Here is a 25,469-nt window from a genome sequence, read left to right as displayed (position 1 = left end):
CCCTTCCCGGTAAGCCGGTAAAGGAGAGGGGCCGCACCCTTCACGCGGTCAGTGCGAGACCGCGCCGGCCGCCCCCAGGCCGGTTTCCGAGCGGATGTACTGGTACTCGTAGGCCTTCGCCTCCGCCGCCGCCCGCGCGCTGCGGTCGGTGACCGAGAAGATCCAGGTCGTCGCGAAGGCGATGACCATCGAGAACAGCGCCGGATGCTCGTAGGGGAAGATCGGCGCCGGGAACTTGAAGACGCTGACCCACACGGTCGGGCCCAGCACCACGAAGGCGACGCAGCTCACCAGACCGACGAAGCCGCCGATGAAGGCGCCGCGCGTGGTCAGCCCCTTCCAGAAGATCGACAGGATCAGCACCGGGAAGTTGACCGAGGCCGCCAGACCGAAGGCCAGACCGACCATGAAGGCGATGTTCTGGTTCTCGAACAGCAGGCCCAGCGTGATGGCGATGACGCCGAGCGCCAGCGTGGCGAGGCGCGACACGCGCATCTCCGACGCCTCGGTGGCGTTGCCCTTCTTGATGACGCGGGCGTAGAGGTCGTGGCTGACCGCCGACGCGCCGGCCAGCGTCAGGCCCGCGACCACCGCCAGGATGGTGGCGAAAGCCACCGCCGAGATGAAGCCGAGGAAGATGTTGCCGCCGATGGCCTTGGACAGGTGGATGGCCGCCATGTTGCCGCCGCCCAGGATCTTGCCCGCCGCGTCCAGATAGACCGGGTTGGTGCCGACGATGACGATGGCGAGGAAGCCGATGGTCACCGTCAGGATGAAGAAATAGCCGATGAAGCCGGTGGCGTAGACGACCGACTTGCGCGCCTCCTTGGCGTCGGGGACGGTGAAGAAGCGCATCAGGATGTGCGGCAAGCCCGCCGGTCCGCACATCAGCGCGAGGCTGAGCGACACCGCGGCGATGGGGTCGGCCATGGCGGCGCTGGGGCGCAGGATGGCGGCGTTCGCGGCGTGGGCGGCGACGGCCTGCTGGAGCAGCCGCTCCGGGTTGAAGCCGAACTGCGCCAGCGCCAGCCCGACCAGCACGGTGCAGCCGCCGAGCAGCATCACCGCCTTGATGATCTGCACCCAGGTCGTGGCGAGCATGCCGCCGAAGGTGACGTAGAGGATCATCAGCACGCCGACCATCACGACGGCGTAGGTGTAGTCCAGCCCGAACAGCAGCTGGATCAGCTTGCCCGCCCCGACCATCTGCGCGATCAGGTAGAAGCAGACCACCGTCAGCGACCCGACCGCCGCCAGCGAGCGGATCGGCGTCTGGCCCAGCCGGTAGGAGGCCACGTCGGCGAAGGTGAAGCGGCCCAGGTTGCGCAGCCGCTCGGCGATCAGGAACAGCATCAGCGGCCAGCCGACCAGGAAGCCGATGGTGTAGATCACCCCGTCGAACCCCTTGGCGAAGACCATGCCCGACAGGCCGAGGAAGGCCGCCGCCGACATGTAGTCGCCCGCGATGGCCAAGCCGTTCTGGAAGCCGCTGATCCCGCCGCCCGCGGTGTAGAAGTCCGACGCGGAGCGGGTGCGCTTCGACGCCCAGTAGGTGATGCCCAGCGTGCCCGCGACGAACAGCAGGAACATGGCGATGGCCGTCACGTTGACCGGCTGGCGCTCCACCGCGCCGTCGATGGCGGCGGCGAAGGCGGAACCGGCGGCCAGCGCCGGCAGCAGCGCGGCGGAGGCGGAAGCCAGAAGACGCGCGGCGCTCATCGGCCCACCTCGTTCAGCAGGTCGCGGTTCATCGCGTCGTAGCGGCTGTTGGCGCGCAGCACGTAGACGCCGGTCATCAGCGAGCAGAAGACGGTGATGACGATGCCGGCGGCCAGACCGACCGGGAAGGTCATGCCCTCGGCCAGCGGGCGCGCCATCAGCTCGGGCGCCAGCGCCGAGGCGAACACGAAGGCGTAGTAGACCGCCAGGACGATCAGCGCCAGCCGCCAGCTGAAGCGCGCTCGGCTCGCCGTCATCGCGGCGAACTTCGGGTTGGACAGCACCCGCTCGTAAATCTCGTCGGACATGGTTCTTATCGCTTTTTTCTTGGAACCCGGGCATTGCGCATCGCAGCAATACCCTGGCTGCATGGCAGCAAAAAGCGAAATTAAATTTCTTGAACAGCGAACAAGCGAAAGATTCGCTCAAAAATCGTCAAAATTAACCGCACGACGGTTGATCATTAGCCAGAAGACGGTTGATCCACAGGCGCGGAATGCGACAACCGGTCGCGCTGCGTCGCAACATGAGGCAACGCTGTTATCCCGCCGTCCGCCCCTTCTGCCGGACATCCTTGAGCCGGACATGGATCAGGCCGCTGCCGGTGGGGTCGGAGCGGTCGGGCTTCACCATCGCCTCCAGCAGCTTCTCGTCGCTCGACCAGTAGGGCACGTACCACAGCCGGTCCACGTCCATGACCAGCACCCGGTGGGTTTCGGCGTCGTAGGCGCCGAGCGGTGCGATGTGGCCCACCGTGGCGTCGCCGGTCAGCGTGCCCTGGTCGTAGGCCAGCAGGATGATGTCGCTGTCGTCGCGCTCGTTCTCATCGAGGATGCGCCGCAATTCGCCCAGCGTTTCCGGCGACGTGTCCTTGGGGCGGAAGACCTCCACCGTGGCGTCCAGACCAAAGGCGTCCACCGACTTCCGGACCAGCCCGGCGAAGTCGGCGAAGGACACGCCGTCCCCGTTCTCCGCGGTGGCCGCCTTCCAGCCATCGTCATCCACCTCGTTGAGCACCCGCGTCTGGGTGACCAGCCGGTTGGACGAGAGCGGCGGCAGGCCGCGCAGCGCGTTGATCATCATCGCCACGCTGGCGACCGAACAGGCGCTGCCCGTCTGCTGGGCCGTGTAGTAAGGCATCATCGCCCAGAAGTCCGGCGCCCCGGCCTTGCGCAGATAGTCGCGGTCCTGGGTCATCGGCACGGCGTCCGGCCCGAACTTCGGCTTCGTCTCGCTCTGCGCGTCCTGCGCCGCGGCGGGCGGACCCGCCAGGAGAGCGAACGCACACAGGGCCAGCAGGGCCGAGCGGAACGGTGCCTTCATCACCGGCGTTTTCCTCGATGGTGTCACGGTGGATGCCTCTGCCGGTTCTAGCCGGACGGGGTGGGCCTTGGCGGAAGGCTCTGCGGCACGAGCGCCATGCAGTTCTGCACGACCGCGGCGCAGGCGCCCAGCGACGACGCCCGGTAGACCAGCTGCTCGACGGCCCCGTTCCTCAAGGTGAAGGTCGCTTCGCACCGGTTGTCCACCACGTCGCCGGCCCGCGGAGGATAGTAGTCCCACGGGTCGTAGTCGAGCCCGCGATGACGCCAGCCGGGATAGCCCCACGGATAGCCCCATCCGTAGCCCACCGGCGGCGGCGGTGGGGCGTAGTAATCGATGGAGCCCGCGCGGTAGGTGAAGAACTCCAGGGCGCCGCTGGCCGCCTGCCGGTGCGGCACCCCGGCGCAGGACAGCAGCGTTCCCTTGGGCATGCCGACCAGCGCGCTCTGCGCGGCCAGCGCGACGTCGGCCCGGGGATCGGCGCAGCCCGCCAAGCCCCCGGCCGCGGCGAGCAGAAGGACGACGGCGGACCGCCGTAAGGCGTGTGGATGCGGGAGCACGGGCGGAGCCTCCTTCCCCGGGGACCTGTCCCGGAAGAACAAGCCTCCGCCCGCTTTTGATCCCGCTTAGCCCCCGTCCGGGCCGGGGATCAGGCGTCCCAGAAATGCGGCATGCCGTCCGACGCCGTGTAGCCGCTCTGGCCGATCATCGCCCAGTCCAGGTCATGGATGCCCATGGCCAGCGCCGGGGAGTTCGGTTGCAGCGAGTAGTCGCCCCAATAGGGGTTGTTGAACAGCGGCTTGCCCGTCACGTCGTTGTCGCCGTAGCGCGGCACGTTGTAGACGAGGTTGCGGTCGATCAGCGGGTTTCCGGCGGTCAGCAGCTCCATGTAGTCGTCCAGCGGCAGGGTCCCGCTGATGAGGTTGCCGGTGATGGTGTTGTTGCGCGGCAGGCCGGGGTCGCCGTGCTTGGGCGCCCAGCCGACGCGGATGAACTCCTCGGCGTTGCTGGCGATGATCGAGAAGTTGTTGGTGACGAGGTTGTTGTCGCCGCCGTGGATGTGCACCCCGGCCAGCCCGGTGTCCTTCAGGAAGTTGCCGGTCACCGTGACGCCGCCGGCCATGTCGTCCAGATAGATGCCGAAGCCCTTGTGGTTGGTCAGCCACTGGTCGGTGTTGCTGGTCGCCAACCCGCCGACATGCTCCACCCAGTTGCCGCGGATGATCGTGCCGGTGTCGACGCTGGACCGGCCCAGCACCTCGATGCCGCCGCCGTCCGCCGTCTCCAGGTTGGTGTTGGTGACGCGGTTGTACTCGATGACGTTGTTGCGGTTGATGTTGCTGGAGTCCCAGTTCTTCAGCGAGATGCCGTAGCGGGCGCTGGAGTCCACGTCGTTGTGGGCGATCAGGTTGTTGTCCACCCCGGTGCCGATGATCCCGGCGACGCCCTTGCGCACCTCGCCGACGTGGGAGATGTCGTTGGCGTAGATGGTGTTGCCGTTGCTGCGCCCGTCCAGCTCGATCCCGTTGACCGCCAGATGGTCCAGCGTGTTGCCGCCCACCAGGTTGTTGGAGGAGGCCGCGGTCAGCTTGATCGCCGTGCCGACGTTGAGGAAGCTGTTGTTGCCGATGCTGTTGCCCGACGCCCCCTTCAGCTCCACCGCGTAGCCCCAGGTGGTGGTGTTGGCGAAGCCCAGACCCTCGATGGTCACGTCGCTGCTGCCGGTCAGGCGGATCAGCGTGCCCAGCCGCGCCACCTCGACGCCGTCCTGCGCCAGGGTGGCCGGGTTTTCCGGCTTGAACACCAGCGACTTGTCCGACGCGCGCCACGCGAACTCGCCCGCCTGGTCGACGAAGGACGGGTTGTTCAGCAGCTTGTAGGTCGTTCCCTCGGCGAAGGGCAGCGAGGTGCCGTTCTTCAGCGTGATGGTGCGGGTGGCGTCGTTGACGCCGGCGATCTCGGTCAGCGTGTCGGACAGCCGCTCGGCGTCCATCAGCTGGATCTTCATGCCGGGGATGATGTCGCCCGACGACATGTCGCCCGTGTGGTAGCGCACCGACCAGCCGCTGGGGCCGCCGTTGGCCGCGTCGGCGAAGTACCAGCCGGTGGTGGTGGGGTTGTCGGCGTCGACGATGCCCTTGCTGGCCAGCGTCTGGCGAACGCCGCCGATGGTCAGGTCGAGGTCGGTGGCCTGCGACAGCTTCGCGGAGTAGATCCCCTTGCCCTCGCTGACGAAGTTCGTGACCTTCTCCGCCCCGTTCAGCACCGGCGTCTCGCCGGGATAGTTGCGGAAGCTGTGGCCGTTGTCGGCGCCGGTCAGTTCCAGCGTCTTGGTCAGGCGGTAGGTGCCTTCGCGCACATAGGTCGTGTCGACGTCGCTGTCGCGCATGGCGTCGCGGGCGCGCTCCAGCGAGGCGAAGGGACCGTCGGTGCCGTCGGCGTTCGGCGCGGACAGCTTGCCCGACCAGCTGTCCTTGCCGTTGGCCGCGACGTAGAAGGCCGGGCCGGACGGCGGCGGCGGAGGCGGCTCGGCCGGGGGCTGGAACAGCGACGCCGGAGCGTCCACGTTCAAGGCGCCGCCCCAGAAAAGACCCTCCTGGCCCTTCACCACGTCCTTTCCGTCCACCGCTCCCTTGTCATAGGTGACGATGGGGTCGGTCGCCGCGACGGTGTGGCCGTTGATCGACACCGACTTGACGAACAGGTTGCGGTCCTGCCCGTTCACCACGGAATCATTGTCGTAGTGGATCTGGATCTTGTGGGCTTCCTTGGCGTCCAGATCGACCGTGAAGCTGAAGGGCTGCGGGTCGCTGGAGGTGGCGCGGCCCTCGCCGACCACCTTGCCGTCCACCAGCAGCTTGAAGTGCGGCGCCACTCCGCCGGCCGACTGGCCCCAGGCGGTGACGACGATGTCCGTCGGCGTCAGCTTGGTCGGCGGCGGCGGGGGCGGCGGCGGGACGTAGGGGCCGTCGAAATACTCCTCCGGCACACCGAAGGTGAGCGCACCGCCCCAGAACAGCCCCTCCTGCCCGGCGACCACGAACTTTCCGTCCACCGGCCCCTTGTCGTAGGAGGCCAGCGGGGAGGTCGACTTGATCTCCTGCCCGTCGATGGTGATGCCCTGGACGAACAGGTTGCGGTCCTGGCCGTTGACGGTGGCGTCGTTGTCGTAGTGGATCTGGATCTTGTGGGCCTCGTTGGGGTCCACATCGACCTTGAAGGTGTAGCCGGTCGCGCTGGTCGCGCTGACCCAGGCGTCGCCGACCACCTTGTCGTCCACCAGCAGCTTGAAATGCGGCGGCGTGCCGTTGGCGGCGGCGCCCCAGGCCTTCACGACGATCTCGGTCGTCATGGTGGCCGGCGCCTCGGGCTCCGGCTCCTGCGCGCTGGCGAACATGGTCTTGGGCAGATCGACGTTCAGCGCGCCGCGCCAGTACATCTCGGTCTGCCCGGCAATGACGTTCTTGCCGTCGATGTCGCCGGTGTCGTAGGTCACCAGCGGGTCGATGCTGAGGATCGGTTTCCCGTTCACCTCGAACGACTTGACGAAGAGGTTGCGGTCCTCCCCGTTCACGGAGCCGTCGTTGTCGTACTGAAGCTGAAGCTTGTGGGCCTTGTCGGCCGGAACGCGGGCGTTGAAGGTGTAGCGGCCCAGCGACGCCGACGCGACGGTCGCCTGCCCGATCTCAACCCCATCAAGCCGCAGCACGAAATGCGGCCACTTTCCGCCTGCGGGAGCGCCCCAGGCGTTCACCGTGAAGGTGACGTCCATCAGTTCGGTAGTTTCGGCAGCCATCTCGGACCTCATAGAACTCTAGACCAACGTCTTAGCCCAGAGGTTGAGGTGCCCCGCTTAACGGAAAAATAAGAATCTTGGTAAAGATTTTACTAACAACGCTGATTCCTGTGACATAAACAGGCATCATGCAGTCGGGCAAAAATGCTTGATCATTAAAAAGAAAGTCTTCGCATCGACAGAAATGCTTTCCTTTGGCTCAGCTTGAGCTTGGGCTCAGCCATTCGGTGCCTATTCCTTCGTTTTCTGCTTCTCCGCGCCATCGGCGAGGGCACAGGACCTCCCCCGGAATTGACGCGGACCGGTCGATTGACCGCAATGGCGCAACAATCGTGGCTGATGGTTCACCAGGGCAGCCATTGGCCGCCCCATGCGAACAACCCGCCGCTGCCCATTGGCTGCCCATTGGCTTCGGCGCACCAAGGATGTGGGGAGGTGTGCGGCGGCGTGACGGGGCCGACACCTCCGTCACCCCAGGGGTGGCGGGCATCCGGTGCGTCACGGCGGCAACCCTGCCGCCGCTCGCCCCGATCGCAACCGCCCGGCTCGAACCGGCGCCGCCGGCCATACCGCCCAACCCCCACCCCTCCGGCGGAGAGTGACAATGGACCGGTGGGTGGATGGTCCATCCGTCACGGGCCCGTGTCGCCCTCCGAGTGTACCCACGTTTCACAGCGGGAACGGCGACGGCGTCCTACGCCGCCCGGAAGGCACGCATGTTGATGTCGCCCTCGGCGAGCTGGTTGAGTTTCTGATCGGTCGCCTTTTCCTCTTCGAGGGTCTGTTCGAGCAGACGGGCGATATCGGTCATCCCACAGGTCTCGGCCAATGTCCTCAGCGAACCGTAGCTGGCGATCTCGTAATGCTCGACCTTTTGCGCGGCCATGATGAGCGCGACATCGAGCACTTCCGCCGGAAGGCCCTCGTCGATGATTTCCTCGGCTTCCTCAATCAGCCCCTGGGTCGCCTCGCAGGTGTTCCCGCCCGGTTCGGCCTGGAGTATCTGGAAGATCTGCTCCAGGCGTTTGACCTGACCGTCGGTCTCGCGCAGATGGTTTTCAAAAGCCTGCTTGAGCTGAGGCGACGAAGCGGCCTCGACCATGGCCGGCAGCGCCTCGACGATCTGCGTTTCCGAACTGTAGGTGTCCTGCAACTCCTTGATAAGAAGTTCCTTGAGTGCTTGTTCCGACATGAATGCCTTCCCCGTGGGATGCTGATGCGACCGATGGCTGGAATAGCTCGGCCATTTCCCTTCAACAGGAGCCGGGGACGGTTCTCGCGACGCAATGTTCAATCCATCCGGAATTCTTTTGCCGATGGCGCCGAAGGCAAGCAAGGCGACGCCGCCCTTCGGCGGTTGGACGACACGGGAATGAAAGCGTACCCTGCCCGCGTCAGCCTGCAGAGGTTGATCCGCCGCCCTGGAAGGACCCCCGTGATGGCCGATCCTCGCCAACAAGCCCGTGCCGCGTTCGCCGACCTTCACCGGACCGGCTGCTTCGTCATCCCCAATCCGTGGGACGTCGGAAGCGCCATGATGCTGAAGCATCTCGGGTTCCGCGCCTTGGCCACCACCTCGGCGGGATTCGCCTTCGCGCGTGGGCTTCCCGACGCCGACTGGGCCGTGCCCTGCGGCGACATGCTGGCCCACATCGCCGACATGGTCGCGGCAACCGACCTGCCGGTGAACGCCGATTTCGAGTCCGGCTATGCCCATGACTGCGAGGGGCTGGCACGCAACGTGCGCCTGTGCGCCGACACCGGCGTGGCGGGCCTGTCCATCGAGGACGCCACCGGCGACCCGGCGAAGCCGCTGTACGATCTCAATCACGCCGTCGAGCGCGTGGCCGCGGCGGCGGAGGCGCTGCGGGGAACCGGCGTCCTCCTGACCGCCCGCTGCGAGGCCCTGCTGGTGAACCATCCGGCGGCCGTCGAAGAGGCGCTGCGCCGCCTGCCGGCCTACGCCGCGGCGGGAGCGGATGTGCTCTATGCGCCGGGCTTGCTGACCCCGGACGTCATCAAGGCGGCGGTCGATGCCGTCCGCCCGAAACCACTCAACCTGCTGGTCTCCTCACCGATCGGCCTGTCGGTGGAGCAGATCGCCGCCCTGGGCGTGCGGCGCATCAGCCTGGGCAGCGGGCTCAACCGCGCCGCCTGGGGCGGCTTCCTGCGGGCGGCCCGGATGCTGGCCGACCACGGACGCTTCGACGCCCTCGGCGAAGCCGAACCATTCGACGCGCTCAACGGGTTTTTCCGGACACACGGCCGGTGAACACCCGGAAGGACGGGGCGCGGGTGATGGGTTGGCCATAGCGGGTCGCCCGGTTCAATAGGGCAACCGCTGGCCGTCCCAGGCGAACAGCCCGCCGCTGTCCATTGGCGTCAGCTCTCCAAGGACATGGAGGAGATGCCCGGCGGCGACCGCGGGGCTGAACAGCCGGCCCTGGGCCACCCCGGCCTGGAACGGTTGCGACAGGGGGGTGTCGACGGTGCCAGGATGCAGCGCGACGCAAACGGCGTCCGGTCGCGAGCGCGCCAGTTCGATGGCCGTGGTGCGGACGATCTGGTTGAGCGCCGCCTTGGACGCGCGGTAGCCGTACCAGCCGCCGAGCCGGTTGTCGGCGATGCTGCCGACCTTGGCGGAGAGGACCGCGAAGACCGCCCGCCCCTGCCGCGGCATCCGCGGCAGGAAGTGCTTGGCAACCAGCGCCGGGCCGATGGCGTTGACCTGGAACAGCCGCGCCATGGCGGCCGGGTCCAACGCCCGCCAACTCTTCTCCGGTCGCACCGCATCCTGGTGCAGCAGGCCGCTGGCGATGAAAACCAGATCGACCGCCCCCGCCAGCGCCGCCGCATCGGCGATGGACGGCTCGTCGGCAAGGTCGAGGAAACCGGTGCGCAGTTTCTCCGCCGGTGCGATCGGGCGGCGCGACAGGGCCACGACCTCCGTCACCCCGGAATCCGCCAGCAGTTGGTGCGTCACGGCGGCGCCGATGCCGCCGCTCGCCCCGATCACGACCGCCCGGATCGAACCGGTGAAACCCGCGATGCCGTTCATGAGCCCCCCATCCCACGCAGGGTGATGGTAGAGCGGGCCGCCGATGGTTCAACCGCGCCGGACCCGTGTGGCTTGAGCCACGCCGCCGTGGCGACGTCCTGGCTTTGAACATGGTGGCGCCTCGGCCTTGGCGAAAGGAAAGCCGCCGATGGGTTCGACCAGCGCCGGTGCCGACCCTTCCGCACACCGAAAATTCGCCCTCTCTGCAAAAAGAGGTTTGTTGGAGTACAAATCTCAAGTTATCATATTCCAGTTGATGCAATCGCATTGCGATTGAATAATGGATAGATCAAGGAGATCGCGCGTGGACGTGATCGCTGAACTGACGAGCCTGATCGGCGCCGACGCCGTCCTGACCGACCCCGCCGATCTGGACGCCGTGACCGAGGACTGGCGCGGGCGTTACCGCGGCCCGGCGCTCTGCCTCGCGCGCCCCGCCAACGCCGGGCAGGTGGCCGACGTGGTGCGCTGCTGCGCCAGGCACGGCGTGCCGGTCCTGCCGCAGGGCGGCAACACCAGCCTGTGCGGCGGCGCCGTTCCGTCGGAATCCGGCCCCGCCCCGGTCATTCTCAGCCTGACCCGCATGCGCGCGGTCCGCGCCATCGACCCGGTGAACAACACGATGGAGGTCGAGGCCGGCTGCGTCCTCGCCACCGTCCAGGAGGCCGCCGCCGCCGCCGGGCGGCTCTATCCGGTCAGCCTGGGCGCCGAGGGCTCCTGCCAGATCGGCGGCACCATCGCCACCAACGCCGGCGGCACCTCGGTCCTGCGCTACGGCAACACCCGCGAGAACGTGCTGGGGCTGGAGGTCGTGCTGGCCGACGGCACCGTCTGGTCGGGTCTGTACGGCCTGCGCAAGAACAACACCGGCTACGACCTGAAGCATCTGTTCATCGGCTCGGAAGGCACGCTCGGCGTCATCACCGCGGCGACGCTGAAGCTGCACCCGCTGCCGACGCGCCACGCCGTGGCCTGGGTCGGGATGGCGTCGCCGGAGGACGCGCTGACCCTGCTGACCCGCGTGCAGGAGCGCAGCGCGGCCCGGCTGTCCGCCTTCGAGATGATCAACCGCCTGCAGCTCGATCTGGTGGTCGGCCATGTCCCCGGCCGCCGCAGCCCGATCGAGAGCGAGGCCGACTGGCATGTGCTGATCGAGCTGTCGGACAGCGGGTCCGGCGAGGCGCTCGACGCCGAGCTTCAGGCGATCCTGGAGGACGCCTTCGCCGACGGCCTGCTGAGCGACGCGGCCCTGGCGGCCAGCGAGGCGCAGCGCCACGCCATGTGGGAGGTCCGCCACAGCGTGTCGGAGGCCAACAAGAAGGCCGGCGTCGGCCTGACCACCGACTGCGCGGTGCCGCTGTCGGCGGTGCCGGCCTTCATCGCGGCGGCGACCGCGGCGGTGCGCGCCCTGGTGCCGGACCTGCCGGTGATCGTCGTCGCCCATCTCGGCGACGGCAACGTCCACTTCATCCCCTTCTTCGGCTTCGACGCCTGGGAAGCCGCCGCATCGGGCGACCGCGACGCGCTCGCCGCCGCGCTGCGCCACGCCGTCAACGACGAGGCCGCCCGGCTGAAGGGCACCTTCAGCGCCGAACACGGGGTCGGCCGGGTCCAGCTCGCCGAGATGGCCCGCTACAAGCCGCCGGCGGAGCTGGCGCTGATGCGCGCCGTCAAGCAGGCGCTCGACCCGCAGAACATCCTCAATCCCGGACGGCTCCTGCCGCCCGGCTGATCCTCTCCGCTCTTTTCCCCGCCCATCCGCCGTCCCGGCCCATCCTGAGGAGTTCCGACATGAGCACACGCCAATCCGGCTGGTCCCGCCGCACCCTGCTGAAAGCCGGCGCCGCCGGCACCGCGGCGCTCGCCATGCCGGCGATCTGGAGCCCGGCCCGCGCGCAGAACAAGCGCATCGTCGTGCGCGACGACGGCGGCATCTACACCAAGGCCTATGGCGAGGTCTTCTACAAGCCCTTCACCGCGGCCACCGGCATCGAGGTCGTCGGCGTCCAGGCCAACGCCGAGCCGACCGCGCAGATCCGCTCGATGGTCGAGGCGAAGTCCTACACCTGGGACATGGCCAAGATCAGCGAGCCGGCCATCCTGATGCTGACCAGCGGCGACAAGCCGATGCTGGAGAAGCACGGGCTGGAGAACGATCCGGCGGTCGCCGAGATTCCCAAGCAGTACATGTCGGCCTACGGCGTCGGCACCAACGTCTACACCACCGTCCTGGCCTACCGCACCGACGCCTTCAAGGGCCGCAAGGCGCCGGCCTCCTGGAAGGACTTCTACGACGTCGCGGGCGTCCCCGGCCGCCGCGCCCTGCGCAAGCACCCCTTCGACACCATCGAGCAGGCGCTGATGGCCGACGGCGTGCCCACCGGCGAGGTCTATCCCTGCGACTTCGACCGCGCCTTCAAGGCGCTGGACCGCATCAAGAAGGACATCCCGATCTTCTGGACCAGCGGCGCGCAGGTCGAGCAGATGCTGATCTCCGGCGAGGTCGATCTCGTCCCGACCTGGGTGTCCCGCCCGCAGGCGGCCATCGCCGCCGGCGCTCCGGTCGGCATCGTCTGGGACCAGAACATCTGGGGCCTCGACAGCTGGGCCATCCTGGCCGGCACGCCGAACGCCGACGCCTGCCGCCAGTTCATCAAGTTCACCTGCGATGCCAAGCGGCAGGCGGAGCTGGTGAAGTACTTCCCGGCCGGCGTCACCCTGCCGGACGCCTTCAAGCACATCGACGCGGCGATCGCCCCCAACTGCCCGACCTTCCCGGAGAACATCGAGAAGGGCGTCAAGATCAACGCGCAGTACTGGCTGGACAACCAGCAGAAGGCGCTCGAGCGCTACAACGCCTGGCTGCTGAGCTGAGGCGCCGGGACGCTCCGTCCCGACCGAGGATCCGTCCCTGAGAGGACCCGCGACCGGCCTCCCCTGCCCCCATGGCGGGGCCGGCCGCGGGGCTCCCGCATTTTTTCCACTCCCCTTTCGACGCGAGGAGACCTGCCATGTCGTCGTCCAGCCTAACCGTCCAGGGCCTCGCCAAGCGCTACGGCGATTTCGTGGCGCTCGCCCCCACGGATCTCGTGGTCGCCGACGGTGAATTCCTGACCCTGCTCGGCCCGTCGGGCTCGGGCAAGACGACGTTGCTCAGTCTGCTCGCCGGGCTGGTTCCGCCCGACGAAGGAATCGTGCGCATCGGCGCGCAGGACGTGACCTACGCCCCGCCCTACGAGCGCGACATCGGCGTGGTGTTCCAGAACTACGCCCTGTTCCCGCACATGACCATCGTCGAGAACATCGCCTTCCCGCTGAAGATGCGGAAGATTCCGGAGGCCGAGGCGAAGAAGCGGGCGCGCGAGGCGCTGGAGATGGTCCACCTGCCGCACATCGCCGGGCGCTACCCGCGCGAGCTGTCGGGCGGCCAGCAGCAGCGCGTCGCGCTCGCCCGCTGCATGGTCTACAAGCCGTCGATCATCCTGATGGACGAGCCGCTGGGCGCGCTGGACAAGAAGCTGCGCGAACACATGCAGCTCGAGATCAAGCACCTGCACCGCGAGCTGGGCACCACGGTCGTCTACGTCACCCACGACCAGGAAGAGGCGATGACAATGTCCGATCGCATCTGCCTGATGAACGCCGGCCGCATCGAGCAGCTGGGCACGCCGGCCGACCTCTATTTCCGTCCGCGCACGCTGTTCGTCGCCGACTTCCTCGGCGAGTCCAACCTGCTGCCGGCCTCGCTGGGGCCGCGTATGGGCGACGAGGCGGAGGTCCGGCTGGGCAGCACCGGCCTTCCGGGCCGCGCGCTGGCCAATGGCCAGGAGCTGCCGCCGGGCACCCCGGTGCGGGTGATGGTGCGCCCGCAGAACCTGACCATCGCCCGTCCTTCCGGCGACGAACCGGCCGTGATGGGCCGGGTGTCCGACGTGATGGTCACCGGCAGCCTGACCAAGGTCTACATGCAGCCGCTCGACGACGCCCTGCCGCCGCTGGTCGCCGCCTTCGCCACCCGCAACGAGGCCGAGGCGATCCGCATCGACGACGTGCTGGCGCTGTCCTGGGACAGCCGCGACGCCGTGGTGATCGCGGACCGCGGCCCGGCGGCCATGCCCGCAACCACGGCCAAGGCGGCCTGACATGAGCGACCAGATCATGAGCATGCCCCACGCCGCCCCACGGCGCGGCGCCCCGCCGGCCTGGCGCAAGCCGGTGCTGATGGGCGCCCCCATCGTCCTGCTCCTCACCGTCTTCCTGGTCTTCCCGGTCGGGCAGCTGCTGGCGCTCAGCGTCTACAACGGCCAGGGCTTTACGCTGGCGCCCTACCAGCAGCTCTTCTCGTCCAGCCTCTACGTCACCGTGCTGTGGATCACGCTGAAGATCTCGCTGGCGACGACGCTGGTCTCGGTGGCCGGGGCCTACCCCATCGCCTACCTGATCTCCGTCGCCAAGGGGCCGGCCAAGAGCCGCCTGATCTTCTGGGTGCTGCTGGCCTTCTGGACCAGCTTCCTGGTGCGCGCCTTCGCCTGGGTGATCATCCTCGGCCGCAACGGCGTGATCAACGGCACGCTGATGTCGCTGGGGATCATCGACCGGCCCATCGACCTGCTCTACGGCTTCGGCTCGGTGCTGGTCGGCATGGTGCACGCCATGCTGCCGCTGGCGGTGATGACCATGCTGGCGGTGATGGAGAACATCGACCGCACCCTGCCCCGCGCCGCCAGCACGCTCGGCGCGCGCCCCGGCACCGCCTTCTGGACCGTCTATTTCCCGCTGTCGCTTCCCGGCGTCGCCGCCGCGGCGATCATGGTCTTCGTGTCGGCCATCGGCTTCTTCATCGTGCCGGCCCTGCTCGGCGGGCGGCGCGAGACGATGATCACCCAGCTCATCATCGACCAGATCCAGCAGACGCTGAACTGGGGTCTGGCGGGCGCCATCTCGGTGCTGCTGCTGACGGTGGTGCTGGCGGTCTTCGTCCTCTACGACCGCGTCTTCGGCTTCGCCACGCTGACCGGCGAGACCGCGGGGGCCGCGCACAACCGCGACACCGCCATGCGGCGGCTGGGCGGCCGGGTGCTCGGGCTTCTGGGTGCCGCGAGCGACGCCCTGCTCGGCCTGTTCCCGCGCCGCCGCCCGCGCGGCACCGGCGAGACGCCGTCGACCGCCCTGCGGATGGTGGTGTGGACGATGCTGGTGCTGATCAGCCTGCCGGCCTTCCTGATGATCCCGCTGTCCTTCGGCAAGGCCGGGCTGGCCTGGCCGCCCACCGGCTTCTCGCTGCAATGGTACGAGCAGCTCTTCCAGTCGCCGCTGTGGATGCAGGCGCTGACCCGCTCGCTGGTGGTGGCCTTCGGCACCGGCCTGCTGTCGATGGCGATCGGCGTGCCGGCGGCCTTCCTGATGGTGCGCAGCCGCATGCGGGGCAAGGGCGCCATGCTGGCCTTCATCCTGTCGCCGGTGATCGTGCCGCGCATGATCATCGCCGTCGGCATGTTCTACCTGTTCGCCCAGATGGGGCTGGTCGGCACCATCCTGGGTCTGGTGATCGGCCACACGGTCGTCGCCGTCCCCTATGTGGTGATGACGATGACGGCGGTGCTGCGCAACTACGACACCCGACTCGACCTCGCGGCGCAGAGCCTGGGCGCCCGTCCGCTGGCCGCGCTGCGCCACGTCACCTTCCCGATCCTGGGCGCCGGCATGCTGTCGTCCTTCCTGTTCGCCTTCGCCACCTCCTTCGACGAGCTGACCATCTCTCTGTTCTCGTCGGGCGGGCTCAGCGCCACCCTGCCCAAGCAGTTCTGGGACGAGGTGACGCTGCAGGTCTCCCCCGTCATCGCGGCGGTGTCGACCGGTCTCCTCGTCTTCGTCGCGGTGCTGATCTACGCCGCGGACCGGCTGCGCCGGCGCAGCCTGGCCTCCTGACCATCGCCAGCGCCGACGCATCCACCTCTTCGCACTTCCAAGGATACATCATGCTCGATGCCACCAAACTCCGCGGCATTCTGCCCGCCACCCCGACGCCGGTGACCGCCGACGGCACCATCGACGTCGCGGCGTCGAAGGCGCTGTTCTCCTGGCTGAACCGCCAGGGGATCGACGGGGTGGTTCCGCTGGGCGGCACCGGCGAGTACGGCGCGCTGGCGCGGGCCGAGCGCAACCGCTTCGCCGCGCTGACGGTCGAGGCGATGGCGGGCAAGAAGCCGGTCATCGCCGGCGTCCTCGACACCGGCTATCACGACGCCCTGGCCGCGGGCCGCGACTTCGCGGCGGCCGGCGTGGACGGCCTGCTGGTCCTGACGCCCTACTACACCAACCCGACCCAGGCCGGCATCCGCGACTACTTCCTGCGCTACGCCGACGAGTCGCCGGTTCCGATCCTGATCTACGAGATCCCCTACCGCACCCGCATCGCCGTCGATCCGGAGGTCCTGCACGAGCTGTCGCGCCACGAGCGGATCGTCGGCATGAAGGCCTGCAACACCGACATGTACCACTTCCTGCGCACCATGGCCGGGCTGGACCCGTCCTTCGCCATGCTGAGCGGCGAGGACACGCTGTTCCCGCTGCATGTGGCCGCCGGGGCCAAGGGCGGCATCGTGGTCACCGCCAACCTCCTGCCGCGTGCCTGGCGCCTGGTCTTCGACCTCGCCTCGTCCGGCAGGACCGCCGAGGCGCTGGAGGTCCACCGCACCCTCATCCCGATGATGAACCTCGCCTTCGCCGAGACCAACCCCGGCCCGATGAAGTCGGTGATGGGGCTGATCGGCGTGAACGCCCCGGCGATGCTGCCGCCGCTGCGCGAGCCGCGGCCGGAGCTGCGCGAAGCGCTGAAAAGCGAACTGGCGCGCCTTCTGACCACCTATGAAGGGCTGCCGGCGGCCGCGGTGGCCTGACCGGTGGCAACGCTTGCGCGTGGCATCCGGTGCGCCGGATGCTATGCGTAGGCGAACCATGCCGACGACGCGAGGACGAGCACCCATGAAGGCCGGAAAGACCACCAGGACGGGCGGCATGGCGGACGGCATGGCGGACGGCGACGGCCAACAGGCCGACACGGCGCCGGCCGTCAAGCCGAAGGCCGACCCGCGCGAGTCGTCGCTGTTCGTCGGCTCGACCGAGAAGACCTTCCAGATCCTGCACGCCTTCGACGGCCCGCACCGGCAGATGCCGCTGTCCGAGATCGCCAAGGCGGCTGGGCTGGACCGCAGCGCCGCCCAGCGGCTGGTCTACACGCTGGAGACGCTGGGCTATCTGCGGCGCGTCCGCGGCACGCGCAACTACGCGCTCAGCCCGAAGCTGCTGCAATTCTCCTACAATTACCTGCGGGCGAACGAACTGATCGAGAAGGCGTCGCCCTACCTGCTGGAGATCAGCCGGAGCGTCGGCGAAACCGCCAATCTGCAGGAGCTGGACGGTCACGAGATCGTCTTCGTCGCCCGCTTCCCCGGCCGGCATCTGGTGAACATCGACATCATGGTCGGCAGCCGGCTGCCCGCCTACTTCACCGCCTCGGGCACCGCCATCCTGTCGCGCCTGTCGGAGGAGGAGCGGGAGGAGATCCTGGCCCGCACCGACCTCCGCCCGCTCACCCCCTTCACCGTGAACGACCCCGGCCGGCTGCGCGCCCGCGTTCAGGAGGCGGCGGAAAAAGGCTACGCCGTGGTGACCAACGAGACGGTGATGGGCGACATCTCGGTCGCCGCCGCCATCACCGACGAGCATGGGCACGCGGTCGCCGGCCTGAACATCTCCGTCCCCACCACCCGCTGGACGCCGGAGACGGCCGAGCAGGAACTCGCCCAGCATGTCCAGGTGGCGGCGACCTCGATCTCCGTCAACAAGTTCGCCGGCTACCCGCGGTAGCGGCATCCGGCCGGTTCTTCGGCGGAACGCGGAGCCTGGCCACGGTCGGCCCCCGTCACGACGGAAGCGACGGCACCGCGGCGATCAGCCGGCGCGTGTAGGAATGCTCCGGAGCGGCGAACAGACGGTCGCTCGGCCCCTCCTCGACGATCGCGCCGGCGGCCATCACCACGACCCGGTCGGCGACGGCTTCGACCACGGCGAGGTCGTGGCTGATGAACAGATAGGTCAGCCCGTGCCGCTCCTTCAGCGCCGCCAGGAGGCGCAGCACCTGGGCCTGCACCGACACGTCCAGGGCGGAGACCGCCTCGTCGAGAACGATGATCCCGGCCCCGGCGGCGAGCGCCCGCGCGATGGCGACGCGCTGCGCCTGCCCGCCCGACAGCTCGTGCGGGTAGCGGTCCAGGATGGCGGGATCGAGATCGACCGACCGCATCAGTTCGGCCAGCCGCGTCTCCCGCTCCCCGGACGGCACGCCGGCCAGGAAGCGCAGCGGTGCCGTCAGGGTGCGCCGGATCGTCTTGCGCGGGTTGAGCGAGGACAGCGGGTCCTGGAAGACATACTGCACGGTCCGGCCCAGCGCACGCGGTCCTCCGGCCGTCAACTCGGCGAGGGGCCGCCCGTCGAGCAGGACGGTCCCGCCGGTCGGCCGGCTCAGCCCGACGAGGCTGCGGGCGAGCGTTGACTTGCCGCTGCCGGACTCCCCGACGATTCCCAGCGTCTCCCCGGAGGCGACCCGCAGCGACACGGCCTTCAAGGCGGCGATCGCCGGGCGCGACCGCCCGAACAAGGACCGGCGCGCGGCGTAGGTCTTGACCAGATCGCGGACCTCGATCGCCCACCCCGCCCCGGACGAGGCCCGCGGCGGCCCCCCCTCCGGACGCCGCGACCGTCCGAGAACCGGCACGGCGGCGAGCAGGCGCCGGGTGTAGTCGTGCCGCGGGCGGGTGAGGACGCTGCGGGTGTCGCCCTCCTCGACGATCGCGCCCTGGAACATCACGGCCACCCGGTCGCAGAGGCGGGCGATGACGCCGAAATCGTGGCTGATGAAGATGACGGCGAGGCCGCGGCGTCGGCGCAGTTCGTCCAGCAGGTCCAGGATCTCGGCCTGGACGGTCACGTCGAGCGCGGTGGTCGGCTCGTCGGCGATGATCAGCTCCGGGTCGTTGGCCAGAGCCATGGCGATGCCGACCCGCTGGCGCTGCCCGCCCGACAGCTCGTGCGGGTAGGCGTGGACGAGGGTGGCCGGGTCCGGCAGCTTCACCGCGGCGAACAGTTCCACCACCCGCCGCCCGGCCTCGGCCCGCGTCACCGGGCGATGCGCGCGCAGCGCCTCGGCCACCTGCGCGCCGACCGGCATCAGCGGATGGAGCGTCGTCAGCGGGTCCTGGAAGACGTAGGCGATCCGCCCGCCGCGCAGCCGTTGCAACGCCCCGACCGGCATCGCCAGCAGATCGTTCCCGCCGAACCGCACGTCGCCGCCGCGCACCACGCCCGGCGGCGAGGCGACGAGCCGCGCGATGGACAGCGCCGTGACCGACTTGCCCGACCCGGACTCGCCGATGATGCCCAGACATTCGCCGGGGGCGACGCGCAGGTCGACGCCCTTCACCGTGTCCACCGGCCCGTTCGCCCCATTGCCCGCCCGATTGCCCGCCGTGTCGAAGGCCGTGCGCAGGCCGGTCACCTGCAACAGCGCGCCGGGGTCCGCCGCCGCGTCCCCCACCACCTCGCTCCCGGCGCTCCGCGCCACCCGCGTGGCGGCGCCCGGCGCGCCGGGGATGCCGGAGCGCAGGCGCGGGTCGAGCGCATCGCGCAGCCCGTCGCCGATCAGGTTCATGCTCATCACGATCAGGAAGACGACCAGCCCGGGCACCGCCGCGACGTGCGGTGCTGTGATCAGCGCCTTGCGCCCCTCGCTCAGCATCGAGCCGAGATCGGCCTGCGGCGGCTGCGACCCCAGCCCCAGGAAGGACAGGCCGGCGGTTTCCAGGATCATCCAGCCCACGGTGGTCGAGGCGGTGATGATGATCACCGGCAGCACGTTGGGCAGCACCTCGCCCAGCAGGATGCGTGCCTCGCCCATGCCCGACAGGCGCGCCGCGTCCACGAACTCGCGGCGGCGCAGGCCCGCGGTGGCGCCGCGGACGTTGCGGGCGAAGAAGGGAATGTTGGCGACCACCACGGCGTACAGCGCGTTGAGCAGCCCCGGCCCCAGCGCCGCCACGACGGCGAGCGCCAGCAGCAGATAGGGAAAGGCCATCAGCACGTCGATCCCGCGCATCAGGACGCCGTCCGTGCGCCCGCCCGCGTAGCCGGCGACGAGGCCGATGGCCGACCCGACCAGCGCGGCGAGAAGGGAGGCCGCGACGCCGACCCCCAGGCTCAGCCGCGTCCCCCAGACCAGCCGGGCCAGCACGTCCCGCCCCAGCGTGTCGGTGCCGAGCCACGCCCCGGCGCTGAAGGGCGGCAGCAGGCGCCGGGCGGGATCGATGGCGTCCGGGTCGGCCAGCGGCAGGATGGGCGCGGCGAGCGCGGCCAGGACGATCAGCGTCAGCAGCACGAGGCCCAGCGCCGCCAGCCGGTTGCGCATCACGCGGCGCAAGAGAGCCAAGCCGCCTTTCACGGCGCGATCCTCGGGTCGAGCAGGCGTTGCAGGATGTCGGCCAGCAGGTTGAACAGCACGTAGCTGGCCGCGACCACCAGCACGCCGCCCTGGACCAGCAGCACGTCGCGCGTCGCGATGGCGTCGACCAGCATGCGGCCGATGCCCGGCCACTGAAACACCGTCTCGATGTAGACCGCCCCGCCCAGGACGAAGCCGGCCTGGATGCCGATCACCGGGATCACCGTCACCAGGGCCGCCCGCAACGCGTGCCCGAACACCACGCGGCGCTCCGTCAGCCCCTTGGCGCGGGCGGTGCGGACGAAGTCCTGGCGCAGCACCTCCAGCATGGCCGACCGCGTCAGCCGGGCGATCACCCCGGCGGCCACGATGGCGAGCGTCGCGGCGGGCAGCGCCAGATGCCACAGCAGGTCCGGCAGGTCCCCGCCGCCGTAGATGGAGACCATGCCGCTCACCGGCAGCAGACGCCAGCGGACGGCGAAGACCAGGATCAGCAGCAGGCCGAGCCAGAAGCTCGGCATGGAGATCCCCACCAGCACGGCCAGGGTCACCAGCTTGTCGGCGAGGCCGAACTGCCGCACCGCGGACAGGATGCCGGCCAGCAACCCCAGCACCGACGCCAGCACCAGCGCCGCACCGGCCAGCACCAGCGTGGCGGCGAAGCGCTCCGCCACCTCGTCGAGGACCGGCCGGTTGAGGCTGGAGGAGCGCCCGAGATCGCCCGTCACCACGTTGCCCAGCCACGTCGCGTAGCGCACCGGCAGGCTGTGGTCGAGGCCGAGGTCCTGGCGGAGCCGCGCCACGTTCTCCGGCGTCGCGTAGGGGCCGAGGATCGCGGTCGCCGGGTCGCCGGGGATCAGGGCCATGATCAGGAAGACGATCACGCTGAGCCCGAACAGCACGGGGACGAGCGCCGCGAGGCGGCCGAGGATGTAGGACCCCACGGGCGCCCCCTCAGTCCTTCGACACGCGGTCGAGCCGCAGGAAGAAGGACGGCTCCAGGGCGAAGCCGCGCACCGCCGCCGTGGTGATGGCGTTCTGCTTCCAGTGCGCGACGAAGGCCCAGGGCGCGTCCTCCACGATGATCCGCTCGGCCTCCCGGTAGAGCGCCCCCCGCTCGGCCCGGTCGCCGCTGCGCCGCGCCCGTTCGAGAAGGCGGTCGAGGTCCGGATTCGCGTAGTAGCCGGAGTTGAACCCGCCCGCCTCCGGCAGGGCGCCGGAGCGCAGGGTCAGGTACGGCAGGGTGTCGGGATCGTTGGTCATCCAGGCCATCTCGGCCATGTCCGCCGCCTCGCCCAGCCCGCCGTTCACCCGCGCCAGGAAACTGTTCCACTCGTAGGTTTCGATGGTGACGGCCAGCCCCACGGCGGCGAGGTTCGCCTGGATCGCCGTCCCCATGGCGACGGGGTCGAGCATGCCGGACCCGCCCTCCGCGACGTAGAAGGTGAGCCTTGCCCCCTCCGCCCCGGCCTCCCTCAGCAGGGCCCGCGCCTTGGCCGGGTCATAGGGGTAGCCCGCGACCGCGGGGTTCGTGGCCCAGTCGAAGGCGGGCGCGGTGGGTCCGCGGGCCGGGATCGCCGTGCCCTGCAGGATGCTGTCGGCGATGGCCCGCTTGTCGATGGCGTAATTCACCGCCTGCCGGACCCGCCGGTCCTGCAGCGGCCCGTGCCGGGTGTTCAGGATCAGGAACCAGAGATGCGGCCCGGCCTGCTCGTGCACCCGGAAGCCGTCGCCGTCGCGGAACTGGGACAGCGCGTCCGCCGGCACCTCCACCATCACGTCCAGGCCGCCGGCCAGCATCTCCATCGCGCGGGTGTTCGGATCGCCGACCGGGCGGAAGATCACCGCGCGCAGCTTGGCGGGCGTGCCCCAATAGTCCGGGTTGCGCTCGATGGTCAGGCGCCGGCTGCCCTGCCACTCGACGAAGCGGAAAGGGCCGGTGCCGACCGGCCGCCGGCCGAACCCCCGGCCCTCCTTCATCACGGCGGCGGGCGAGACGATCAGTCCCGTCGGGTAGGCGAGGTTGGAGAGAAAGGGCGCGAAGGGTTCCTTCAGCGTGATGAGGACGGTGAGCGGGTCCGGCGCCTCGACCCGGTCGATGGCCGCGAAGAAGAAGGCCAGCGGGAAGGGGCCGGTGTCGGCGGCGGGGTGCGTCCTGTCGAGCATGCGGTCGAAGTTGAACTTCACCGCCTGCGCGTCGCAGGGCGTGCCGTCGTGGAAGGTGATGCCCGGCCGCAGCGTGAACCGGTAGGTCAGGCCGTCGTCGGAGACGGTCCATTGCTCGGCCAGCGCGGGCTCGACGTCCAGGGTCCCCGGCCGGTAGCGGACCAGCCCCTCATAGAGGTTGACCAGGATGCGGAAATCGTTGGTGGCGGTGCTGACCGCCGGGTCCAGCGACGCCGGTTCGGCGATCTGGCCGACGACCAGAACGTCCTTCGGCACCGGCGCCGCCCGGAGAGGCGCGCCCGGCAGGGCGAGAAGGGCGCCGAGGAGCAAGCCCGCGAGCGCGCGTCGGAATCCGGTCATTGCGTCCCAGCCGTCGAAGTCGATCCGACCTTATCAATGCCGGGAGGGGGAGGTTGTTGCGCCGCTTCCGCTCCGCCGAGGGTGCGTCGCGGGTCAGTCCGCCTCGCGGCAGGCCGCGAGAATCCGCCCGCGCAGCCAGCGATGGGCCGGGTCGGCGTCCTGCCGGGGGTGCCACATCTGCGTCACCACGACCTCGTCCAGGGCGATGGCCAGTTTGGCGGGAAGCGGCAGGATGCGGACCCCGGCCACCCCGGCGGCGAGCTGGCGTTCGGAGACCAGCGCGGTGAGATCGGAGGCGCGGACGATCGCCAGGGCCGCCGGGAAGCTCGGCACCACGGCCACCACCTTGCGGGCGAGGCCGAGCGCGGCCAGCGCCTCGTCCACCCGGTCCCGCACCAGCCCGCGCCGCGAGGTCAGCACATGGCCGCAGGCGGCGTACTGTTCCGGCGTCACCGTCGCCCGCCGGGTCAGCGGATGGCCTTCCCGCACGGCGGCGACCAGCCGGTCGCGGAGCAGGCTCTGCACCTTCAGCTCCGGCGTGGTTTCCGAATGCACCCCGATGTCGAGGTCGATCAGCCCGTCGCGCAACGCCTGCGCGTCGCGGTTCCCCCGCGGCGCGAAGCGCAGCAGGACGCCGGGGGCCTCGGCGGCGACGCGGCCGACCAGCCGGGCGGCGTAGACCTCGATGAAGCTCTCGCTGGCGCGCAGGGTGAAACTGCGCTCCAGCCGGGCGATGTCGACGGCCTCCGCCGGACGCAGCACCGCGCGGACCTCCTCGGCGAGGCCGGGCACCCGCTCCCGCAGCTGGACGGCCCGCGGCGTCGGGACGAGGCCGCGCCCGGCCCGGACGAGCAGCGGGTCCCCGGTGACCGCGCGCAGCCGCGCCAGGGTGCGGCTCATCGCGGACTCGCTGAGGCCGAGCCGCCGCGCCGCCTTGACGACGCTGCCCTCCGCCAGCAGCGCGTCGAGTGCGATGAGAAGGTTGAGATCGGGATCGGCCATGAAGCCCGAGGCTAACACATGGCGTTCCATGCAGGAATAACCTGCACAGGCGGCGTCTTCCGCCATGTGCGGCGGCGGGCATAGTTGATCCAACCCGTGTTGGAGACGCCGATGCCCCGTTCCACGATTGCCCGAACACCCGATACCCCGCATCCCGACGGGCTGCCCATGCCCGGCCGCGCCGTGGCCGCCGCGTCCGTCATCGCCGCGATCGTGCTCGTCGTGCTCGACGGGGCCATCGCCAACATCGCCCTGCCGACCGTCGCCGCCACCCTCGGGGTTCCGCCCGCCGACACCGTCTGGATCATCACCGCCTACCAGCTGGCGCTGGTGATCGCGCTCCTGCCCGTCGGCGCCCTTGGCGAGAGCGTCGGGCATCGAAAGGTGTTCACCGGCGGGGTGCTGCTGTTCACCGCCGCCTCCGCCGGCTGCGCCCTGGCGCCGACGCTGCCCTGGCTGATCGCCGCGCGTTTCGTGCAGGGGCTGGGCGGCGCGGCGGTGATGGCGCTGGGCGTCGCGCTGCTGCGCTTCGTCTATCCGCAGCGGCTGCTCGGCGCCGCCATCGGCTGGAACGCCCTGGCCATCGCGCTCGCCTCGGCGGCGGGGCCGACGATCGGGGCGGGCATCCTCGCCGTCGCTCCCTGGCCCGTCCTGTTCGCGGTCAACATCCCGGTCGGCCTCGTCGTGCTGGCAACCGCCCGCGCGCTGCCCGCCGTCGCGGGGTCCAAGCGCCGCCTCGACCCCGTCAGTGTCGCCCTCAACGCCGGATTCTTCGCCGCCCTGGTGATGGGGGCCGAGACCGTCGCGGCGCAGCCCGTGCGCGGCGGCGCGCTGCTGCTGGCCGCGGCGCTCGGCCTCGCCGGCCTCGTCCGGCGGGAGAGCGGGCGGGAGGCGCCGCTGGTGCCGCTCGACCTGCTGCGGGTGCGCTCCTTCCGCCTGTCGGTCGTCGCCTCCGTTCTCTGCTTCACCGGCCAGATGGCCGCCGCCGTGGCCCTTCCCTTCCATCTGCAGCACGGGCTTGGGCAGGATATCGTGACGGCGGGGCTGTTCCTGGTGCCGTGGCCGCTGGCGACCGCCGTCGCCGCACCCATCGCGGGCCGGCTGTCCGACCGCGTGGGGACGGGCTGGCTGTGCGCCCTGGGCGGTCTGCTCCTCGCCGCCGGTCTCGCCCTGGCGGCGGTCTGGCCGCTCGCACAGGACCCGCGGCCGCTGCTGGCCTTCATGGTGATGTGCGGTTTCGGCTTCGGGCTGTTCCAGACGCCCAACAACCGCAACATGCTGCTGACCGTGCCCAAGGCGCGCAGCGGGGCCGCCGGCGGGATGCAGGGCACCGCGCGTCTGGTCGGGCAGACCGCCGGGGCGGTGCTGATGACGCTGCTGTTCTCGCTGCTGTCCGGCCCGGAGGCGGCGCCGCGCCTCGGCCTCGCCGTGGCCGCCGCCCTCGCCCTGGCGGGTGGTTTGGTCAGCCTGCTGCGCGTTCCCGCAAGCGGCGCGGCGGAGGCCGTGGAGGCGCCGGCCCATGGCCGGTGAGCCCTGCCCCCCCGGGGATC

Annotated in this window: 19 protein-coding genes and 1 pseudogene; 8 read left to right on the top strand and 12 right to left on the bottom strand. The window is 69.9% G+C overall.

What is annotated here, in order from left to right; genetic code table 11:
• Nucleotides 1-48 precede the first annotated feature (48 nt).
• The 6 genes from TSH58p_RS27105 to TSH58p_RS34745 form a co-directional block, all read right to left on the bottom strand.
• Nucleotides 49-1,719, bottom strand: coding sequence for a cation acetate symporter (locus TSH58p_RS27105; RefSeq protein ID WP_109071063.1), 1,671 nt, complete (start codon nucleotides 1,717-1,719; stop codon nucleotides 49-51).
• Nucleotides 1,716-2,027 carry a DUF485 domain-containing protein gene (locus TSH58p_RS27100; RefSeq protein WP_109071062.1) on the bottom strand — a complete coding sequence of 104 codons (312 nt, stop codon included), beginning with the start codon at nucleotides 2,025-2,027 and terminating at the stop codon, nucleotides 1,716-1,718. Before TSH58p_RS27100 ends, TSH58p_RS27105 begins: the two co-directional genes overlap by 4 nt.
• Nucleotides 2,028-2,259: 232 nt before the next feature.
• The gene (locus tag TSH58p_RS27095; protein ID WP_109071061.1) at nucleotides 2,260-3,042 is read right to left on the bottom strand and encodes a phytochelatin synthase family protein; all 783 of its coding nucleotides are present in this window, start codon (nucleotides 3,040-3,042) and stop codon (nucleotides 2,260-2,262) included.
• 47 nt (nucleotides 3,043-3,089) lie between these two features.
• Nucleotides 3,090-3,602: a hypothetical protein gene (locus TSH58p_RS27090; protein ID WP_109071060.1), complete on the bottom strand. Its 513-nt coding sequence runs from the start codon at nucleotides 3,600-3,602 to the stop codon at nucleotides 3,090-3,092.
• Nucleotides 3,603-3,691: 89 nt separating this feature from the next.
• A complete protein-coding gene (locus TSH58p_RS27085; protein WP_109071059.1) occupies nucleotides 3,692-6,838 on the bottom strand; it encodes a carbohydrate-binding domain-containing protein in 3,147 nt (1,048 codons plus the stop codon).
• Nucleotides 6,839-7,532: 694 nt separating this feature from the next.
• Complete coding sequence (locus tag TSH58p_RS34745) at nucleotides 7,533-8,387, bottom strand: ferritin-like domain-containing protein (RefSeq protein ID WP_348981736.1); 855 nt, start codon at nucleotides 8,385-8,387, stop codon at nucleotides 7,533-7,535.
• Between TSH58p_RS34745 and TSH58p_RS27070 the strand changes: the two genes are divergently transcribed.
• Nucleotides 8,277-9,110 (top strand): oxaloacetate decarboxylase, encoded by an 834-nt coding sequence (locus TSH58p_RS27070; RefSeq protein ID WP_109071057.1) that lies wholly within the window; start codon nucleotides 8,277-8,279, stop codon nucleotides 9,108-9,110. The genes TSH58p_RS34745 and TSH58p_RS27070 overlap by 111 nt on opposite strands.
• A 54-nt stretch (nucleotides 9,111-9,164) precedes the next feature.
• Here the strand turns inward: TSH58p_RS27070 and TSH58p_RS27065 are convergent, their stop codons facing one another.
• Complete coding sequence (locus TSH58p_RS27065) at nucleotides 9,165-9,896, bottom strand: SDR family NAD(P)-dependent oxidoreductase (protein ID WP_109071056.1); 732 nt, start codon at nucleotides 9,894-9,896, stop codon at nucleotides 9,165-9,167.
• 304 nt (nucleotides 9,897-10,200) lie between these two features.
• On the opposite strand from TSH58p_RS27065, the gene TSH58p_RS27060 reads away from it, so the two are divergent.
• From TSH58p_RS27060 to TSH58p_RS27035, 6 genes are all read left to right on the top strand, one after another.
• Nucleotides 10,201-11,628: an FAD-binding oxidoreductase gene (locus TSH58p_RS27060; protein WP_199230167.1), complete on the top strand. Its 1,428-nt coding sequence runs from the start codon at nucleotides 10,201-10,203 to the stop codon at nucleotides 11,626-11,628.
• A 59-nt stretch (nucleotides 11,629-11,687) separates the two neighbouring features.
• Nucleotides 11,688-12,770, top strand: a complete 1,083-nt coding sequence (locus TSH58p_RS27055; RefSeq protein ID WP_109071054.1) for an ABC transporter substrate-binding protein — start codon at nucleotides 11,688-11,690, stop codon at nucleotides 12,768-12,770.
• Between the two features lie 137 nt (nucleotides 12,771-12,907).
• Nucleotides 12,908-14,038 carry an ABC transporter ATP-binding protein gene (locus tag TSH58p_RS27050; RefSeq protein ID WP_109071053.1) on the top strand — a complete coding sequence of 377 codons (1,131 nt, stop codon included), beginning with the start codon at nucleotides 12,908-12,910 and terminating at the stop codon, nucleotides 14,036-14,038.
• A 1-nt stretch (nucleotide 14,039) separates the two neighbouring features.
• Nucleotides 14,040-15,824 (top strand): ABC transporter permease subunit, encoded by a 1,785-nt coding sequence (locus TSH58p_RS27045; protein WP_109071052.1) that lies wholly within the window; start codon nucleotides 14,040-14,042, stop codon nucleotides 15,822-15,824.
• A gap of 50 nt (nucleotides 15,825-15,874) precedes the next feature.
• Complete coding sequence (locus TSH58p_RS27040; protein WP_109071051.1) at nucleotides 15,875-16,795, top strand: dihydrodipicolinate synthase family protein; 921 nt, start codon at nucleotides 15,875-15,877, stop codon at nucleotides 16,793-16,795.
• 85 nt (nucleotides 16,796-16,880) lie between these two features.
• Nucleotides 16,881-17,765: an IclR family transcriptional regulator gene (locus tag TSH58p_RS27035; protein ID WP_162600090.1), complete on the top strand. Its 885-nt coding sequence runs from the start codon at nucleotides 16,881-16,883 to the stop codon at nucleotides 17,763-17,765.
• Between the two features lie 55 nt (nucleotides 17,766-17,820).
• Here TSH58p_RS27035 and TSH58p_RS34740 read toward each other — a convergent pair whose 3' ends face one another.
• The 5 genes and pseudogenes from TSH58p_RS34740 to TSH58p_RS27015 all read right to left on the bottom strand — a co-directional run bounded on the left by TSH58p_RS34740 (nucleotide 17,821) and on the right by TSH58p_RS27015 (nucleotide 23,919).
• Entirely contained in the window at nucleotides 17,821-17,889 is a 69-nt protein-coding gene (locus TSH58p_RS34740; RefSeq protein ID WP_371732457.1) for a hypothetical protein, read from the bottom strand.
• Nucleotides 17,890-20,358: pseudogene (locus tag TSH58p_RS34295) on the bottom strand (dipeptide ABC transporter ATP-binding protein); the annotation flags it as partial.
• A 29-nt stretch (nucleotides 20,359-20,387) separates the two neighbouring features.
• Nucleotides 20,388-21,335: an ABC transporter permease gene (locus TSH58p_RS27025; protein ID WP_109071050.1), complete on the bottom strand. Its 948-nt coding sequence runs from the start codon at nucleotides 21,333-21,335 to the stop codon at nucleotides 20,388-20,390.
• 10 nt (nucleotides 21,336-21,345) lie between these two features.
• Nucleotides 21,346-22,917 carry an ABC transporter substrate-binding protein gene (locus tag TSH58p_RS27020; RefSeq protein ID WP_109071049.1) on the bottom strand — a complete coding sequence of 524 codons (1,572 nt, stop codon included), beginning with the start codon at nucleotides 22,915-22,917 and terminating at the stop codon, nucleotides 21,346-21,348.
• A 93-nt stretch (nucleotides 22,918-23,010) separates the two neighbouring features.
• Nucleotides 23,011-23,919 carry a LysR family transcriptional regulator gene (locus tag TSH58p_RS27015; RefSeq protein ID WP_109071090.1) on the bottom strand — a complete coding sequence of 303 codons (909 nt, stop codon included), beginning with the start codon at nucleotides 23,917-23,919 and terminating at the stop codon, nucleotides 23,011-23,013.
• A 111-nt stretch (nucleotides 23,920-24,030) separates the two neighbouring features.
• Here TSH58p_RS27015 and TSH58p_RS27010 point away from each other — a divergent pair, with 111 nt between their 5' ends.
• Nucleotides 24,031-25,449: an MFS transporter gene (locus TSH58p_RS27010; protein ID WP_109071048.1), complete on the top strand. Its 1,419-nt coding sequence runs from the start codon at nucleotides 24,031-24,033 to the stop codon at nucleotides 25,447-25,449.
• Nucleotides 25,450-25,469: the final 20 nt, after the last annotated feature.

The sequence above is a fragment of the Azospirillum sp. TSH58 genome (genome assembly GCF_003119115.1).
GTDB lineage: Bacteria > Pseudomonadota > Alphaproteobacteria > Azospirillales > Azospirillaceae > Azospirillum.
This window is presented reverse-complemented; position numbering and strand designations above follow the sequence as displayed.

Excerpts from the sequence above, each read along its gene's own strand:
- TSH58p_RS27035 (WP_162600090.1), top strand. The coding sequence starts at position 16,881 with ATGAAGGCCGGAAAGACCACCAGGACGGGCGGCATGGCGGACGGCATG.
- TSH58p_RS27010 (WP_109071048.1), top strand. The coding sequence starts at position 24,031 with ATGCCCCGTTCCACGATTGCCCGAACACCCGATACCCCGCATCCCGAC.
- TSH58p_RS27095 (WP_109071061.1), bottom strand. The coding sequence starts at position 3,042 with ATGAAGGCACCGTTCCGCTCGGCCCTGCTGGCCCTGTGTGCGTTCGCT.
- TSH58p_RS27070 (WP_109071057.1), top strand. The coding sequence starts at position 8,277 with ATGGCCGATCCTCGCCAACAAGCCCGTGCCGCGTTCGCCGACCTTCAC.
- TSH58p_RS27105 (WP_109071063.1), bottom strand. The coding sequence starts at position 1,719 with ATGAGCGCCGCGCGTCTTCTGGCTTCCGCCTCCGCCGCGCTGCTGCCG.
- TSH58p_RS27040 (WP_109071051.1), top strand. The coding sequence starts at position 15,875 with ATGCTCGATGCCACCAAACTCCGCGGCATTCTGCCCGCCACCCCGACG.
- TSH58p_RS27050 (WP_109071053.1), top strand. The coding sequence starts at position 12,908 with ATGTCGTCGTCCAGCCTAACCGTCCAGGGCCTCGCCAAGCGCTACGGC.
- TSH58p_RS34745 (WP_348981736.1), bottom strand. The coding sequence starts at position 8,387 with ATGCTTCAGCATCATGGCGCTTCCGACGTCCCACGGATTGGGGATGAC.
- TSH58p_RS27055 (WP_109071054.1), top strand. The coding sequence starts at position 11,688 with ATGAGCACACGCCAATCCGGCTGGTCCCGCCGCACCCTGCTGAAAGCC.
- TSH58p_RS27085 (WP_109071059.1), bottom strand. The coding sequence starts at position 6,838 with ATGGCTGCCGAAACTACCGAACTGATGGACGTCACCTTCACGGTGAAC.
- TSH58p_RS27065 (WP_109071056.1), bottom strand. The coding sequence starts at position 9,896 with ATGAACGGCATCGCGGGTTTCACCGGTTCGATCCGGGCGGTCGTGATC.
- TSH58p_RS27045 (WP_109071052.1), top strand. The coding sequence starts at position 14,040 with ATGAGCGACCAGATCATGAGCATGCCCCACGCCGCCCCACGGCGCGGC.
- TSH58p_RS27015 (WP_109071090.1), bottom strand. The coding sequence starts at position 23,919 with ATGGCCGATCCCGATCTCAACCTTCTCATCGCACTCGACGCGCTGCTG.
- TSH58p_RS27100 (WP_109071062.1), bottom strand. The coding sequence starts at position 2,027 with ATGTCCGACGAGATTTACGAGCGGGTGCTGTCCAACCCGAAGTTCGCC.
- TSH58p_RS27020 (WP_109071049.1), bottom strand. The coding sequence starts at position 22,917 with ATGACCGGATTCCGACGCGCGCTCGCGGGCTTGCTCCTCGGCGCCCTT.